This is a genomic window from Flavobacterium sp. WC2416, assembly GCF_041200095.1.
Classification (GTDB): Bacteria; Bacteroidota; Bacteroidia; order Flavobacteriales; family Flavobacteriaceae; genus Flavobacterium.
Genome location: NZ_CP165626.1, coordinates 515,354 through 531,277 on the forward strand (window position 1 = coordinate 515,354; position 15,924 = coordinate 531,277).

15 protein-coding genes are annotated in these 15,924 nt (G+C 31.8%); 5 read left to right on the forward strand and 10 right to left on the reverse strand.

Annotated features, from left to right (window positions below; all coding sequences use genetic code 11):
- Positions 1-2 precede the first annotated feature (2 nt).
- The gene (gene dprA / locus AB3G39_RS02270; protein ID WP_367772771.1) at positions 3-1,103 is read right to left on the reverse strand and encodes a DNA-processing protein DprA; all 1,101 of its coding nucleotides are present in this window, start codon (positions 1,101-1,103) and stop codon (positions 3-5) included.
- A gap of 103 nt (positions 1,104-1,206) precedes the next feature.
- On the opposite strand from dprA, the gene AB3G39_RS02275 reads away from it, so the two are divergent.
- Positions 1,207-2,142 carry an SPOR domain-containing protein gene (locus AB3G39_RS02275; protein WP_369765904.1) on the forward strand — a complete coding sequence of 312 codons (936 nt, stop codon included), beginning with the start codon at positions 1,207-1,209 and terminating at the stop codon, positions 2,140-2,142.
- A gap of 95 nt (positions 2,143-2,237) precedes the next feature.
- Here the strand turns inward: AB3G39_RS02275 and AB3G39_RS02280 are convergent, their stop codons facing one another.
- The 7 genes from AB3G39_RS02280 to AB3G39_RS02310 all read right to left on the reverse strand — a co-directional run bounded on the left by AB3G39_RS02280 (position 2,238) and on the right by AB3G39_RS02310 (position 9,859).
- A complete protein-coding gene (locus AB3G39_RS02280; RefSeq protein ID WP_369752870.1) occupies positions 2,238-4,511 on the reverse strand; it encodes a helix-turn-helix domain-containing protein in 2,274 nt (757 codons plus the stop codon).
- A 49-nt stretch (positions 4,512-4,560) separates the two neighbouring features.
- Positions 4,561-6,333, reverse strand: a complete 1,773-nt coding sequence (locus tag AB3G39_RS02285; protein WP_369769667.1) for an ABC transporter ATP-binding protein — start codon at positions 6,331-6,333, stop codon at positions 4,561-4,563.
- A 6-nt stretch (positions 6,334-6,339) separates the two neighbouring features.
- A complete protein-coding gene (cysC, locus tag AB3G39_RS02290; protein ID WP_369765906.1) occupies positions 6,340-6,960 on the reverse strand; it encodes an adenylyl-sulfate kinase in 621 nt (206 codons plus the stop codon).
- Between the two features lie 434 nt (positions 6,961-7,394).
- The gene (locus tag AB3G39_RS02295; protein ID WP_369765907.1) at positions 7,395-7,721 is read right to left on the reverse strand and encodes a lasso peptide biosynthesis B2 protein; all 327 of its coding nucleotides are present in this window, start codon (positions 7,719-7,721) and stop codon (positions 7,395-7,397) included.
- Positions 7,722-7,806: 85 nt separating this feature from the next.
- Complete coding sequence (locus AB3G39_RS02300; RefSeq protein ID WP_369765908.1) at positions 7,807-8,085, reverse strand: PqqD family protein; 279 nt, start codon at positions 8,083-8,085, stop codon at positions 7,807-7,809.
- Between the two features lie 9 nt (positions 8,086-8,094).
- Positions 8,095-8,955 carry a sulfotransferase domain-containing protein gene (locus AB3G39_RS02305; protein ID WP_369765909.1) on the reverse strand — a complete coding sequence of 287 codons (861 nt, stop codon included), beginning with the start codon at positions 8,953-8,955 and terminating at the stop codon, positions 8,095-8,097.
- Positions 8,945-9,859, reverse strand: a complete 915-nt coding sequence (locus AB3G39_RS02310) for a hypothetical protein (RefSeq protein ID WP_369765910.1) — start codon at positions 9,857-9,859, stop codon at positions 8,945-8,947. The genes AB3G39_RS02305 and AB3G39_RS02310 overlap by 11 nt, the downstream gene beginning before the upstream one ends.
- Positions 9,860-9,916: 57 nt before the next feature.
- Between AB3G39_RS02310 and AB3G39_RS02315 the strand changes: the two genes are divergently transcribed.
- The 4 genes from AB3G39_RS02315 to AB3G39_RS02330 are packed head-to-tail and all read left to right on the forward strand — an operon-like array spanning position 9,917 to position 14,154.
- Complete coding sequence (locus AB3G39_RS02315) at positions 9,917-11,710, forward strand: asparagine synthetase B (RefSeq protein WP_369765911.1); 1,794 nt, start codon at positions 9,917-9,919, stop codon at positions 11,708-11,710.
- A 28-nt stretch (positions 11,711-11,738) separates the two neighbouring features.
- Positions 11,739-12,404 (forward strand): sulfotransferase family 2 domain-containing protein, encoded by a 666-nt coding sequence (locus AB3G39_RS02320; RefSeq protein WP_369765912.1) that lies wholly within the window; start codon positions 11,739-11,741, stop codon positions 12,402-12,404.
- On the forward strand, positions 12,394-12,906 hold the full coding sequence (locus tag AB3G39_RS02325; protein ID WP_369765913.1) for an aspartyl/asparaginyl beta-hydroxylase domain-containing protein: 513 nt from the start codon (positions 12,394-12,396) through the stop codon (positions 12,904-12,906). Before AB3G39_RS02320 ends, AB3G39_RS02325 begins: the two co-directional genes overlap by 11 nt.
- 15 nt (positions 12,907-12,921) lie before the next feature.
- Complete coding sequence (locus tag AB3G39_RS02330; RefSeq protein ID WP_369765914.1) at positions 12,922-14,154, forward strand: nucleotidyltransferase family protein; 1,233 nt, start codon at positions 12,922-12,924, stop codon at positions 14,152-14,154.
- Positions 14,155-14,223: 69 nt separating this feature from the next.
- Here AB3G39_RS02330 and AB3G39_RS02335 read toward each other — a convergent pair whose 3' ends face one another.
- Together AB3G39_RS02335 and AB3G39_RS02340 are read right to left on the reverse strand one after the other, a co-directional pair.
- Positions 14,224-14,811 carry an OmpH family outer membrane protein gene (locus AB3G39_RS02335; RefSeq protein WP_367772765.1) on the reverse strand — a complete coding sequence of 196 codons (588 nt, stop codon included), beginning with the start codon at positions 14,809-14,811 and terminating at the stop codon, positions 14,224-14,226.
- 246 nt (positions 14,812-15,057) lie between these two features.
- Positions 15,058-15,906, reverse strand: a complete 849-nt coding sequence (locus AB3G39_RS02340) for a class I SAM-dependent methyltransferase (RefSeq protein WP_369752869.1) — start codon at positions 15,904-15,906, stop codon at positions 15,058-15,060.
- Between the last annotated feature and the right edge of the window lie 18 nt (positions 15,907-15,924).

Below are 15,924 nucleotides of genomic sequence, written 5' to 3' on the forward strand. Positions count from 1 at the left end.
TTTTAAATTGCTTCAAATAATTTCCCTGGTAATGGTCTTACCACACCTTTCAATTCCATGTTCAAGAGCAGTCCTGAAATCCTGTAAATAGGAAAATCACATCGCAAAGCGATAATATCCATTAGTTCTTTTCCTGTTTTTAAAAGGTAATCATAGACTTTTTGTTCATCCTCATCTAAAGTAACAAACAACTGTTTTTGCACGGGTTTTATTTCTTTTTGAATGTCCCAATTGAGGATATAAACTACATCGGCAGCGCTAGTGAGTACATTGGCTTTTTGAGTTTTTATCAAGTTGTTACAGCCTTGACTGTATTTATCAGTTACACGTCCTGGAACTGCAAAAACATCACGATTGTAATCATTAGCCATGTTAGCCGTAATCAAGGAACCACCACGATCCGCTGATTCAATTACAATTGTAGCTTCAGACATTCCTGCAACAATCCTGTTTCTTCGAACAAAATTTTCTTTGTCGGGATTCGAGGAACTCCAAAACTCAGTCATAAAACCACCGTTCTCTTCTACTTTGGCGACATATTTTTTATGCGTTTTGGGATATATTTGATTCAAACCGTGTGCGACTACACCAATGGTTTGTAAATTATATTCTATCGCCAGTTGATGCGCCACGATATCCACGCCATAAGCAAAACCACTTACAATGATGGGATCTAGAGGAGCTAAATCTTCAATCAGTTTTCTACAAAACTCCGTTCCATACGACGTAATTTGGCGGGTTCCCACAATACTGATTATTTTACGGTTTTTTAGATTGATATTCCCAGAAGTAAATAATAAAAGTGGTCCATCAATACACTGTTTCAAGCGCTCAGGATATGCTTCGTCTTGGAAATAAAGGCCTTTAATACCATTCGTTTTTATAAACTCCAGTTCTTGACTAGCTTTTTCAAAAACTAACTTGTCCTTTAGGTTTTTCAACAACATCGAACCCACGCCGTCAATAGCTGCAATTGCAGCAGTTTTTGTTGTAAAAACAGCTTCGGCACTACCACAATGGGTGATCAATTTTTTGGCCATAATATCGCCAACTCCCTCTACTCTTTGTAAGGCTAATAAATAAAATAAATCCTGTTCCGTCATGCTAATTAATTGTTGCTGAAAAGTATAAAATTATTATCTCAATTGTTAATAAAAATTGTGAATAAAATTTTGATAGCTGTTTTCATTGTATAACTTTGTAAGTATGAACATCGAATCTTACATAGCCCAGCTTTTATATCGTTATCAATGTGTTACCGTTCCTGGTTTCGGTGCATTTTTGACTGAAATTCAATCAGCTCAGTGGGTTGAAAGTGCTAATTCATTTTTTCCTCCTAAAAAAATGATTTCTTTCAACGCTAATTTAAAAAATAACGATGGCTTGCTTGCTAATCATATTGCTCAAGCCGAAAAAACATCTTACGACTATGCCGTAAGTGCTATTCAGTATGCAGTTGTGAATTGGAAAAAAACATTAGAGCAAAACGGAACTTTCTCACTAAAAAACATTGGAGATGTTTCATTGAATGCCGATAATAATTTGATATTTAAACCTTTCGATCAAACGAATTACTTAACTAGTTCTTTCGGTTTAAGTTCATTTGTTTCTCCAGTTGTAAAAAGAGAAATTTTCGAACAAAAATTAGAATCTTTAGAAACTGGAAAAGTAATCTCATTTGAACCAGAAGAAAGAAAAGAAAGTTCGTTCTTAAAATACGCCGCAATTTTCCTTTTAGGATTGGGTTTAACTGGAACTGTTGGCTATTCTGTTTATCAAAATCAAATTGCTACACAAACCGTTTTAGTTGAAACTGCTGTTCAAAAACAAGTACAAAACAAAATTCAAGAAGCTACTTTCTTCATCAAAAGCCCTTTACCAGCTGTAACACTTGCTGTAAAAGAAAGAAAATTACCATATCATGTGGTGGCTGGAGCTTTTAGAGAAGAAAAAAATGCAGACAAAATATTCAATCGTTTATCTAATTTAGGATACAAAGCCCGAAGAATAGCGCCAAACAAATATGGTCTTTTCCCAGTACTTTATGGTAGTTATGCTACGTATGCTGAAGCACAGAAAGCAAAAAAAGAAATTCAAGAAAAAGACAATCCTGAAGCTTGGTTGCTAATTGAATCTTTATAAAAAATACATTTCACTATTTAAAAACCTCCAAAGGCAAATGCGCTTTTAGAGGTTTTTTTATTAGATTACTGACCCAATTGAAAACCTAAAATTTCTTAATTTAAGCTGGCTTTGAACATTCTCAGTTCGTCCCAAGAATACTTATCACCAAACTGCTCTTTCATTCCTGTTAGTGATTCTTCTTTGTAATGCTTGAAGGCTTCACTCAATTCAGTTATTTTATCATTAGGTAGAATGTCATTTACTTTTACTTTTTTAGATTGTATTAGTTTTACTAGATGGCTTTCGATAGTTTGAGTGGTCAGTTTACGAATGGTTGCTATATCCTGAATTGAATTTTTAGCCAGCCACAACTCATAGGTTTCCTCGACAGTTGATTTCTTCGGTGCTTTATTTTCTGATTTTTTCTTTGCCGAATAACGCTCTACATCTTTTTCATCTTCAATCAAAGTAATATGCACTTTCTTAAATTGATTTTCGATTGCCTCTTTTTTCCTCGGAATGTATTTTTTTATTTCGTCTGAAGTTAGTTTTTCTTTCGAAATAGTTTCTCCAGCAACTACGGTTTCAATTAACAATTTGGCTTTCATCAAACGCAAGACCGCTTTCGTCTGCAACTCTTCTAAAACAATTAATTCATCAAAAAAAGCTTTCACTTTCTTGATGCGTTTTACCTCTTCTAGCTTCCACAAGATCTCAAAAACCAACTCATCCATGGGTTTGAAGAAATAATCAAAAGCAGCTTGAATTCTTTCAGAAACATGAATTAAATCGACCGTTTCGTTATTGAAAATTTTATTGAGCTGTATGATGAATTTTTTGGATGGATCCAAAAGTGCATCAATAGCATTCATTTGCTTGGTTGCCCAAATGGTATGTTTGGATTTCTCGGAACTTTCGGATTTTTCCGAATAACTGTACTTGTGATTGCGCCATTCTTGTGCCAGATCTGACCAGTCAAAACTGTTAATCAAGTAATTATGAATAAAGTTTTTAGTTTCAAAATGCAGCGAATTTTTCAACACCTCTTCTGAGGCTTTGTTCAGTGCATAGTTCATCACATCTTGGTCATTTGAAATTCCGTTCATTCGCAACGGAGAAAGTAAAACAAGGCCTTCTAAGGAGCGTAAACGCGAAAGAGCCACATACGCTTGTCCAGGCATAAAAACTTGCGAAACATCAATCGCTGCTTTGTCAAAAGTTAATCCCTGGCTTTTATGTACCGTAATCGCCCACGCCAATTTAATAGGATAATGAACAAAAGTTCCTAAAACCTCCTCTTCTATTTCCTTAGTAACAGGATCTACTTTATAGCGAATGTTTTGCCATTCGTATTTTTCGACTTCAATGGTTTTGTCTTCCTCTGGAAAATGAATTCTAATTTCTTGGCTCGAAAGGGACTTGATAATCCCCATTTTTCCGTTGAAGTAATTTTTATCAAAGGATAAATCATTTTTCACAAACATGACTTGTGCTCCTACTTTAAGTAGCAAACGTTCTTCAATTGGAAATAATTTTTCAGGGAAATCACCTACTATATCCGCTTTATAATTAATTAATTCTCCTTTTAAATCTTCTAATGCTTGCGCATTCATGGTATCCGCCTTGGCATTATGTGTAGTTAATGTGATATAGCCTTTGTTTTCTTTGAGATCAAAATCAGGTTTCACGTATTTATTGAGCAACTCAATGTCTTCAGTAGAAATTTGGTTATTTCTTAAATTATTTAAAACCGAAATAAAACCCGTATCTGTTTGGCGGTATATTTTCGATAATTCGATATACAGAGGTGGACTTTGTTGCACAACATGCGAATGAAAAAAGAATTTTCCTTGGTAGTAAGCACGCAACGTTTTCCATTCTTCATCGCGAATAACCGGTGGTAATTGTAATAAATCTCCAATAAACAAAACTTGCACACCACCAAAAGGGGTTGTTTTCTTGCGAACCGTTTGCATCATATAATCCATCGCATCCAATAAATCAGCGCGAAGCATACTCACTTCATCAATTACCAGCAATTCCATATTACGAATTACGGATTTCTTCAATCCACTCATTTTAAAATGCCTCCGCAAGGTGTCTTTGGACTCAAATTTTACCGTATCCGTAAATTGAGAATCGACATTAAAAGAAGGAATAAAACCTCCAAAAGGCAATTGAAACATGGAGTGAATTGTAACACCGCCAGCGTTTAAAGCCGCAATTCCTGTAGGTGCAACCACCACCGTATTCTTATGGGTCGTTGCTATAATTTCACGAAGCAAAGTGGTTTTACCAGTTCCTGCTTTCCCGGTCAGAAAAACAGATCGTTGAGTTTGATTGATAAATTGCAGCGTGTAAGAGGCAGCTTCGGAAATGGTTTGCATTAGGCGTATAGGTTATAAAATATTACAATTGCAAACGGTAAAATCCAAATTACAATTGATCATTAAACATTTCACAAAAATAACTTTTCTGGGCGATTAAAGCATCAAAATCTCCTTTCTCTACAATGCGCCCGTTTTTCATGACATAAATTACATCTGCTTTTTTCAATTGAAACAACCGATGAGATACTAATATAATCATTTTTTCCCTACCCCAAACCCGAAGTGAATTATACAATTCGCTTTCAGAAAACGCGTCTAAGGAACTAGTTGGTTCATCCATAACCACAAAATCGGCATCCCGATAAAACAATCTTGCCAAAGCTAATTTTTGCCATTCTCCACCACTAAGCTGTTCGCCCATCCAGAAAGTTCTCCCTAACTTAGTATCAAATCCACGTTTCATTTTATCAATAAAAGTTTGTGCTCCACTATTGACTGCCGCTTGCTTTAAAGCATTATCATATTTAGTATCTTTTGCACCTAAACTAATATTCTCAGCAACACTAAGAAAGTATTTTTCGAAATCTTGAAAAAGGAAAACACTGTTGGTTCTAAATTCTTCTTTATCAATATTTTTCAAGGATATACCATCAATAGTAATGCTTCCGCTTTCATAGTCATACAACTTTCCTAAAAGTTTTACTAGAGTAGATTTTCCGGAACCATTGGCACCGACAATAGCTATAATTTGCCCTTTTTCACAAGACAATGAAATGTCATTAAGAATTACTCTATCCGTCTCTGGATAAGAAAAATGAAGGTTTTTTACTTCCAATTTAGACGGTTTTATTGGGAAAGGAACTACAGCTTCATTTGCATTTTTATCAGGAATATCTAAAAATTGAAAAAGATGATTGATAAACATTCGGTGTTGGAATAATTGCACCAAAGCCGTCAAAAAACTTTTTGTCCCTGATTGTAGTTTTTGGAATCCTTGCAAATAAATCACAAAAAGTCCCGGTGTTATGATTTGTGCCCAAGTATTTTGAGCCAACGATAAAAATATAAAACCCACCAAAATAATTTCTCCTGCCTCGATAATAACACTATAAAAATTTTGTTTGTTTTGTATGGATTTACGTTGCTTAAACAAATATTCTCTCAAAATGCTATAGCGAGAAATGAACTCTTTCCCGAAACCAAAAAGGCGTACCTCTTTAGCATAACTCAATCCAGTTAAAACCTGTTGGAGATAATTAGATTCTCTTTCTGCGGTGGCCAATCTTTTTTCTTCGCTAAAGCTTTTTCGAGAAAAAAACCATTTAATTGCAAACAAAGGCAAAGAAAGCACCACAATAATTACCGCATATTGCCAATAATAATAAGCCAACATACTCGCAATCATGATAACACTTGAAAATTGCATCAATAAGTTACTGAAACCATTTAACAATTGAGCGGCTTTAAAAACTGCTTGTTGCTGTGCAAGATGCAAAGTGTCGTGGTAAATAGGATTTTCATAATACGAGAAATCAACCGAAATGGCTTTCTCTAACACGCGTTGCGACAAATAATCGCCCACTTTTTGTTGGTAAAGACCATTGACATAGGTTGCCATTTGGCTGCAAACAGAAGAAATAAGTTGCAAGACACAAAATCCTACAACCAATTTAATAATTTCATTAAAATCATGTCCTTTTTGATTGGTGATAATATCAATAATTTCTTTAGTAATATAAAGTGATAAAACAGGAACAACAGATTGAAACAATACTAATACAAAATAACTCACGGCATTGCCTGGAGAAGCTTTGTAGATGATTTGTAAAATTTGGATATAATCCTGAAGAATTTTCTTAAATTGGAATTGTTTTTTCACGATGAATTACAAGTTTAATGCAGGAACCGCTTGTAATTTGTTTTGCAACAGCCAAGTAGTTATAATTTGTAAAGAAGTTTCAATGGTATCTACAGTGGTATCAACCACAATATCTGGATTAGTTGGCACTTCATAAGGACTATTGATTCCCGTAAAATCCTTGATTTCTCCTTTTTGTGCTTTTTCATACAAGCCTTTCGCATCTCTCTTAATACAAGTTTCTAAAGGCGTAGCAATATAAAGTTCCACATAATTATCTGCTCCTACAATAGATTTGGCTGCTATTCTATCTTCTTCAAATGGTGAAATAAAAGAGCTAATTACTACAACTCCTGCATCATTAAAAAGTTTAGCTACTTCGGCAACACGACGAATATTTTCTTTTCTTCCTTCTCTACTAAAATCTAGATCAGAGTTAAGATGCATACGGGTATTATCGCCATCCGTAATATAAGACCGAATTTGACCCTTGTAAAACCATTGATCTAATGCAGCCGCCAAAGTTGATTTCCCAGAACCCGAAAAACCGGTAAGCCATATAGTAAAAGAAGCATGTGCATTGAGTTGCTCTCGTTCTTTTCTAGAAACCGAATAGTTTTCTTGGAATAAATTGTTATTTAAAGTCATTTTACTACATAAATTTAAATAACCAAAATTACACTTTTGGGCTTAAATAGTATAAAAACAATACCATTGTTTTTATATAAAACTATTTTTTAAATATGTTTATTATTATTTTAACATTAAATTTTTATTTTAGAAAATAAATAAATAAGTTTGTCTTATCATTATAGCAACTTAAATCACAACTTATGAATACAGAAAAAAAACCATGGATAGCGCCTCAAGCTACTGAAATTGAAGTAAATAGTGGTACTCCTGTCAATTCAATCTATGAAGGTTTTGCTTATCACAATTCGTAAATATTTTAATTAAAAAAAAATTGAAATACTTAACTTTTATAAAAGTTCACTTTGTAAGTGAGCTTTTTTTATGGAAAAAACTTTTTTTTTCTTTAACTCAAAAGGAATTATTAAATTTATAAATCAATTATAAATTCATTACAGTATAAAATAATTCTTTTCATTGCATCTTCCGCAAATAAATTTACTATTTACTTTAACCCAAGAATGTGCTTCTTTGATATTTTTTGTTTTATGAATACCAACAGTATATTCAAATTGAACTTGGTATTTTAATAATAAATACACTGCCTGCCACGATTGGTGACGGCAAACGTTTTTCCAAGGAAGGTAGTTGTTGACAATATGAATAGCTATAATAATATCTTTTGCTAGAGTTATTTTTTCTGGTGTTAGTACTACATTTACTTTTTGATTTTTACAAATATGCTCGCTAAATCCTTTTTTAGAACCCCATAAAAGCAAGAGATTTCTATAAATAGAAAGCCAAAACACCAGCAAAATGAATTTTCGCTGGCGTGCAGTTAATATGCAAACGTTTTTAAGCCTTTTAAGCAGTCGCTTCATTGATATATCCTTTAGCCAGAAGATCGGCCACTACGGCTTTTAATTGTCCTTCACAAACTTCTTTTTCTACCTCATATTCGTCCATTAATTGAGAAACAATACCATTGTATTCTAGGCCTTCTGCAATGTATTGTACAATAGACGTATAAGTAGTGTTCAGACTAATGTATTTATTGTCTTCAATAGCATATAAAACACCTTCTTCTTCAAGAGGTGTAAACAAAACTTTATCGGTATTCAAAAGGTATTTTTTATTTTCCATATTTTGGGTTTATTTTATATGATTCATCACTTCTTCCCAGTAGCCGAATCGTTTCATCATCGATTCGTTTACAGTCATAATTTTTATTATTTGTCCTTTGGTTAATTCCTGTTTCCAACGTCCTGTTTCTCCTTTAAAAAAGAAAGCTGAGGAAGGAAGTGCTTTTTCTTTAAAGCCTTTGTTTTCTTCTTGTTGTTTTAGTTTCTTGAAATCACAGGCTTCAATAGCACTCAAAATAGCTTCATCACTATAATCCAGTTGCATTTGTACAACAGCTATTTTAAAGGTTTCAAAGGGTTTGACTTTCATATCTTCATAGCGAATGACATGCACTGGAATATCTTTTTGATTCATCCAGCTAGAAGCATGCATGGCCCAGGTGCCCATCAATTGGTAATATTGTTGTGCGGTTTTTCCTTTTTTAACAAAGGCGCCTTCCTCGCAATTCATGTATTTATTAATAGTATCCTCTACATTCAAACCAGTATGATTGGCTAGTGAAAGTACTACATCTAATGGATTTCGAACTAAATACAAAGCCACACGACTTCCATATGCAGGAATTAAAGGCAATCCATCCCAACGGGAATAGGTATAGGCATCGTGTATTTTTACAAAAGATTCTTTTTGAATTTCCTGAGCCTTATAAGTAAACGCAACCTTTCTAAAAGATTCTAATTCTCTAGGTCTTAAATCGTCTGTACAAATATCTAAAATACTTTCAATATATTCCTTACTAGAGAAAATACCGTCCGTTTCCATTTTATTAATATCAATTTCTCCTTGATTCAATAAGGCCGTCAAAAAACTTCGAAACCAGGTATTTCCCGATTTAGGATAAGAGGCTAACCAGATAATTTTATTTTCCATCAACTTCAATAATTTGTTCAATTATAGCATCTGCAAAACTGTCAAAACTCGGTTGATCTTTAGGTCTTGTCGCTGTCCAAAAAGGTACTTTTTGAGAAATAGCACTCAACGTTTTAAATTGCAACAATTGCTTGTTCATGCCAAGTACCCATTTATTTCGATAAATATTATCGCCCAAACGTTTCATACCATCAGTAGATTTTAATCTTTCTATTTGAATACTATCCCCTTGCATTTCTAAGAAAATAATTCCTTTTACGTTTTGAGAAGTGCTTACAAAATCGTCATGAAAAGCAATTCCAAATTTATTAATTTCGGCACGTAATTGTTTCCCTTCTGATAAATTATATACTTGCTGATTGTTCATGGTGTTTTCCCATGCTCTCAACATAGGATACGAAGCTATAGCTACGCAAGAATTATCTTCAATAGTAATCAATGCCGTATCATCAGTGAAATAAGTATATCCTTTTTCTTTTAATTTTAACGCAGTGGTTGATTTTCCAGTTCGAGAGGGAGCTGCAAACAACCAAAGTCCTTCGTTTTTATCTAAAACTCCTGAAACATGAAAAGGAATTTGATTATTTTGAAATAAAATGGCAGCAATACAATTCGAATAAAAAAACAATAAAATAGAATCCCAATCTTCACAAAGGGGATCGATTACAACTTTATTACCATTAGTAACAAAATATCTAGCTATATCAGGTACTTGATAGAAAAACTCGTTCTCATTGAATTGTGTAAAAGGTTTTTTTACTGTAGGCTCTTTTTGAAAACTGGGTGCTACAGTTCCTAAAGCAACTTCAAAATCTGCTTTTTGAATAACCTCATTAAGAATAAATGAAGGCAAGGGAATCGTTGAAGTACAGTTTAAATTAAAAACCTTATAATTATATTGCATTAGCTCGCTTAATTTTAATATTTTTTTAACTTCGCAAATGTAAAAAAATACAGTGAAATGAACGGATTTTTTGGAATATTAAACTTAAATAATGGCAATTTTAGAGAAGTTACCACTAACTATCTTAATACTAAATTGCTAAACCGTGAAAATACTTTATTGATAAATGATGAAATTTTACTCCAAAATTTCACAACATCAACTGTTAAAAATGATAATTATCCTAATCTCTATTTTGCAGGCTGGTGCCGATTAGATAATATAGAAGAACTGCAAATTCAATTTAATCTTGATTCAAAAGCGGTAGAACAAGAAGTGATTCTTGCTGCTTATAAGCAATGGGAAGCTGATTGTGTCAAACATCTGATAGGTGATTTTAGTTTTGCTATTTGGGATGTCAATAAAAAAAATCTTTTTTTGGCTAAGGATCAAATGGGTATTCGTCCACTTTTTTATACAGAGCAAGAGGGATTGCTTTATTTTAGTACCACTATTCCGGCGATAAAGTCGGCTTTAATTCAAAAACCGGGCTTAAATGAAGAATATATAGCTAAAGAACTACTCAATTATCCTCAAAAAGTAGAAGACTGTTTTTTTAAGGACATTAAAAGACTAAAACCTGCTCACTATCTTTCAATAGGTGCTGAAGGAAAACTTGAAGAAATACTGTATTGGGAACTTGAAACAGTTGACTTAAGCCATTGTAAAACTAACGAAGACTACTATGCACTTTTAAGAACAACACTTGAAACTGCAATACAATCCAGAATTAGAGGTAAAAAAAATGTAGGCTGCCAACTTTCAGGCGGAATGGATTCCTCAGCAATTACTGTACTATTATCTCGAATTATGGATAAAAATAAGCTTCATACTTATTCATTTATACTAGACGAAACTACAAAAGCATACTCAGATAATGGGATTGATGAACAAGGAACTCAAGAAGAAATCATCAATTATGCTGATTTAATTCGTGAAAACCATCATCCCATTACTTCCTTTCATTATAAAGATGTATTTGAAGAATTTGTTAAAAAAAATGAGATTATGGGAGGCTATGCTAATAGCGATTGTATTTGGCAAGACAGTCTTTATAAAGTTGCTGCAGAACAAAACCAGGTAGAAGTGATTTTTAGTGGTTTTCCCGGAGATGAAGGTGTTTCCCAAAATGGGAATAATTATTTTTATGATTATCTAAATGAATTTAATATAAAAGGTTTGTTTAGATTTCTAATTGATTTTAGACGTGGAGCCATTCTAAAAACCATACATTATTTCAGAGCTAAAAACAAAAAAAACACAACTTCAGACTATTCAATAATTCGAGAGAAACGAAACTTATTAAATCCAAATTCTATTTTTTACAAAAATCTAAAAGATGGTTTATTTGCTTTTAACCCAAGTTTTAAAAACTGGCAAAAAGAACAAATTTGCACTGCTCATGTATGCTTGCGTATCGAATCTGAAGGCGCTTATGCTAATCAATATGGCGTAGAAACCGTGTATCCCTTAGCTGATATTCGTTTATTAGAAATTATGTACAGTTTACCCGCTGATCTATTTAAACCCAAACCCTATTCTAGAGCGTTATTTAGAAATTTAGCCGTAGGTATTTTACCCGATAAAGTGCGCCTACAACCGAAAAGAAGTGGCGCTAAAACATTGGCTTTTGCAGATTACTGGATTCATACAAAATCAGAAGAATTGAAAAATTACAAAATTAAAAACCACACTGGTTTGATGATTTCTGAAGAAGAATACAAAAATAAAGAAGCTGAAAATGAATTCATGAAAATGAAACGATATAATACTTTAAAAGAAATCGATTATTTGATTGATTTAAACATTTAAAATCATTTTAGTCTTAAAAAATTAAACTATGGTTATAGAAAAAGAAAAAATAATTCTGCTTTTACCTCCAAAAACAGCCTCCAACTCCTTAAGAAAACTTTTAATGGAATCGGGATTTCGTTTTCGACCCACTTTACGAAAAGTAGAGTATCCAGTATATCACCTTACGCTATCAGAAATCTGTTATGTTTATAATGTACCTTTAGAAAAACTATCTAATTATAAAATTATTCAAATAGTAAGAAATCCATATGATCGTTTTATTTCAGCTTGGTTTCATCAAATGGATATTTTAAAAACAAAAATAAGTATAGATGATTTGATTGAAAAATTAAATCAACATATCCATTTGTTACCTAATGAAATTGATGGATTTTATGAAAAATTTTATGGAAGTATTAGTCATAAAGAAAAGTCATTTGCAAGAGGAAATTGGGGCGGTTTACGATTTTATTTTAATCAAACCCAATGGAATGATATAAATGCTACAATTCATTATTTTAAATTAGAAGATTTGACACAAGACATCACCCCTTTATCTGAATTAATTAACTTTAAATTAGAAGATTTACCAAAAATCAAAGTCAACTCCTCTACAAGAGAAGATTTTAATACTTATTATACTGAAGAACAAAAAAAACAGGTTCAACAATTATTTATAGACGATTTTAAAGATTTAGGTTATGACATTTAATTTTAAACATTTTGGTACAATTGAAATTGACGATTTAGTAAAAAAACTGGAAGGATTAGACTGGAATCAATATAAATTCAGACAACTAACTCACAAAGTCCACGCAGAAACACTGACTGTCCCTTTGCTTTTTGATGAAAAGCTACAGACTATAAAAATTCATAAAGATTTTGGACGTTTTATTCCTGAACTTGGAAAAATAAAAATAATTTTATCTGAAAAATTAGGAAAAGGAGAGTTTCAATCTGCTATCTTAATCAATCTCCCAGCAGGAAAAAAAATAAAAAGGCATATTGATAAAGCGGAAAATTTTAAAAAATACCATAGAATTCACATTCCCATAATAACTAATCCAAAATGCTTGTTTGAAGTGGATAATGAGATTATCAATATGAAAAAAGGAGAAATATGGGAAATAAATAATGACGATAAATACCACTCTGTTGAAAATACGGGAGAAACTGACCGAATCCACCTATTGATTGACTGGAAACTTTCTTAAAATTAATTTATAGCAATGATCATTATTTCAGACATAAAAAACCAATATGGAAATGCTATGGCATTAGCCATTATATGTTGTAGAGTTTACTTTAAAACAGCCATGGCAACCGATTTGAATGCCTTTATTTGCAACAATAATATTGACTGGATAGTTTTTTTTAAAACCTGCCGTAAACATCGAATTAGACCCTTAGTTTATAAAATTATTTTAAAGGCTACATTACCCGAAGAAATTCAAAAAAGAATTAGTAATGAATTAAACAAGATTTCTTTGCAAAGTTTTGACCAAGCCAGAGAAACAGAACGACTGATTCTATTACTTCAGCAAAATAATATCAATGTTATTCCGTATAAAGGCACTGCTTTTTCTAAGCAGTTTTTTGGTACTATAAGCATGAGAGAATCAAGTGATATAGATCTTGTTATAGATTCTAATGACATTACAAAAGCAATCCATACCTTAGAAAATGATGGCTTTCAATCCCACCAAAAAAACTATTACTACAGTTTAGGTCATAAACAATTTATAAAAAGGCATAAAGATTTTAATTTTGATAAATACACTGGAAATAGTAGGCAATATCATGTAGAATTACATTTTAATATTATTAGTAAAAATATTTATGTTTCAAAATATCAAAATGATTTTAAAACAAGTAGTTTAGGAAAGGATTCTTTGTTCAAAGAACAAGTAAGTATTTTAAATCCCATAGAGCATTTTAGAGCCATCTCTTTGCATCATATGCTTCAGGATGGAATGGGTTACCTAAAAACAGTTGTTGATGTTTCTCAAGGTTTAATTAAGATGGAAATGATTGAAAATTCAGCTTTGTCTAATTCCTTTGAAAAAGAAACATTAAAGGAGATGAATACAAATTACGATTTACAAATTATACAATTATTGATTCGTGATCTAATGGGAATAGAATTCAAAATTGAAAATGTAAAAAATAACTCAAATAAAACACTAACGACCAAAATACTATCGAGCTCGTATAAAAAAAATATAACTTTTGAATTGCCTTTTTTAGAAATATTAAAATTTTATTATAATTATAGTACTGAAACTATGAAATATTATAAAAAAACAAAACATAAAAGTTTATTCCTTATAAAAAATTTACTGACAGTATTAACACCACAATCCAATGATTTTATGGCAGTTAATCTTAATAAAAACCTCTATTTTTTTTATTATTTTATTAGACCTTTTAGACTTATTTTCTTTCGAAATAATCCTAAGTAAAAAAATAATTATAAAAAAAACCTTCATTCTAATAAAAGAATGAAGGCTTCAATCGAATTAAAAATAAAATTATTTTTTAGTTTCTGTTTTAGCATCAGCTTTAACTTCTACTTTTTCATCTGCTTTGGCAGCTGATTTGTATTTGTCATTTAATGCTTTAACAATATCTTTTGTAATGTCATATTTCTCTTCAGCATACAAAATAGAAGCAGCATCACCAGTACCATAAATGTAGCTGTACCCTTTTTCTTTACCATATGCTTTGATGAATTTTTTAACACCACTTACTAAAGTATCCATTTCAACACTACTATCTTGTTGCAATTGTTGCGATAAAGCTTGTTGTGCATACCCTAATTGTTGTTCTCTTTTTTGCAATTCAGCACCTTTTTTTTGTGCCCATTCTTGCCCATTCGCTTGCGCTTGAGATTGAAAATTGGCAGCTTCTTGTTTGAAACGATTAATCTCTGCTTCTAGCTGTCTTCCTTTTTCAGCAGACTGTGCTTTATATTTAGCTTCAAGATCTTTTGCTTCTGTATATTCTTTCATTAATACTGAAGTATCTACATAAGCTGTTTTTACTTCTTTAACTTCTGCAGTTTTGTTACAAGCAACAACTGAAATAGAAATTGCAATAATTAATAATACTTTTTTCATTTTGGTTTATTTGTAATTTAATGTGTGTACGACAAAAATATAAAAAAATAGATAGTAACCTAAAAAAGTTTAGATTTTACGAGTTTATTTATACTATTAGATTTTACTATTAAAAAAAACAAAAGTATAATTTGTAATTATAAAAAACGGCTTTAATAGCGTTAAAATAAGCTTAAATCTAAAAATAGCCAACAAAACATACGTCTGAAACAACAATCGAGTCTTAAAACTATATTAAAATCGATTTTAGTTGTTTTTTAGCACATAAATATGGGATGAATATTCAAAACTACCTTTTGCTTTCCAGTTGGACCATAAACCAACAAAAGATGCTTTTATAAAATTCATTTTTCCGGATTTATATTTTTCTGAAAGTAGACTCACATAAAATGAATCAAACTTCATAGGAAGTACTTTTTCCAATTGTATGTTTTCTTTTTCAAAAAGTAATTTTATTGCTTTTTTAGAAAAATGCCAAAAATGAATCGGTACATCATATGCTGCCCAAAACGCGCCATAATGTTTTGCATCGAATGATTTAAAATTCGGTACTGCAATAATTAAAGATCCTGTGGGTTTTAATAACCGTTTCAATTCTTTTATTTGAAAATCTAAATCGGGTACATGTTCCAACACATGCCACATCGTAATCACATCAAAAGATTGATTTTCTAGAGTTCTTGTTTCTTCCACAAAAGCAACTCCTTTTTTACTTGCTATAGCTTTTGCTTTTTCACTTGGCTCGACTCCTATTGTTTCCCAACCATTTTGTTTGGCCACCGATAAAAAATCACCTGTACCTGCACCAATATCTAAAATGCGTCCTTTAGCTGGTTGAAGTGAATTGATTAAATCTAGTTTGTTTTTTAAAGCGATGCTTTTTACAAAATGATAGGCTTTCTCAAATAAAGAACGTTTCCCATCCGTATGAGAAATATAATCTTCACTTTCATAATACTTACCTAAAACGTCTAAACTAGGTTGCGGATGTGTTACTAACATATCCAGATTTTCATCATAGTATAATTCGAAAATTTCTTTTGAAACGGAATGGTCTTTTACGGTAAGGAAATGTTTTTTATTAGAAATGTCCATTTATTAAATTATATACTA

Coding starts and splice junctions, on each gene's coding strand:
- dprA (WP_367772771.1), bottom strand. CDS start 1,103: ATGACGGAACAGGATTTATTTTATTTATTAGCCTTACAAAGAGTAGAG.
- AB3G39_RS02275 (WP_369765904.1), top strand. CDS start 1,207: ATGAACATCGAATCTTACATAGCCCAGCTTTTATATCGTTATCAATGT.
- AB3G39_RS02280 (WP_369752870.1), bottom strand. CDS start 4,511: ATGCAAACCATTTCCGAAGCTGCCTCTTACACGCTGCAATTTATCAAT.
- cysC (WP_369765906.1), bottom strand. CDS start 6,960: ATGACTTTAAATAACAATTTATTCCAAGAAAACTATTCGGTTTCTAGA.
- AB3G39_RS02300 (WP_369765908.1), bottom strand. CDS start 8,085: ATGGAAAATAAAAAATACCTTTTGAATACCGATAAAGTTTTGTTTACA.
- AB3G39_RS02305 (WP_369765909.1), bottom strand. CDS start 8,955: ATGGAAAATAAAATTATCTGGTTAGCCTCTTATCCTAAATCGGGAAAT.
- AB3G39_RS02310 (WP_369765910.1), bottom strand. CDS start 9,859: ATGCAATATAATTATAAGGTTTTTAATTTAAACTGTACTTCAACGATT.
- AB3G39_RS02315 (WP_369765911.1), top strand. CDS start 9,917: ATGAACGGATTTTTTGGAATATTAAACTTAAATAATGGCAATTTTAGA.
- AB3G39_RS02320 (WP_369765912.1), top strand. CDS start 11,739: ATGGTTATAGAAAAAGAAAAAATAATTCTGCTTTTACCTCCAAAAACA.
- AB3G39_RS02325 (WP_369765913.1), top strand. CDS start 12,394: ATGACATTTAATTTTAAACATTTTGGTACAATTGAAATTGACGATTTA.
- AB3G39_RS02330 (WP_369765914.1), top strand. CDS start 12,922: ATGATCATTATTTCAGACATAAAAAACCAATATGGAAATGCTATGGCA.
- AB3G39_RS02335 (WP_367772765.1), bottom strand. CDS start 14,811: ATGAAAAAAGTATTATTAATTATTGCAATTTCTATTTCAGTTGTTGCT.
- AB3G39_RS02340 (WP_369752869.1), bottom strand. CDS start 15,906: ATGGACATTTCTAATAAAAAACATTTCCTTACCGTAAAAGACCATTCC.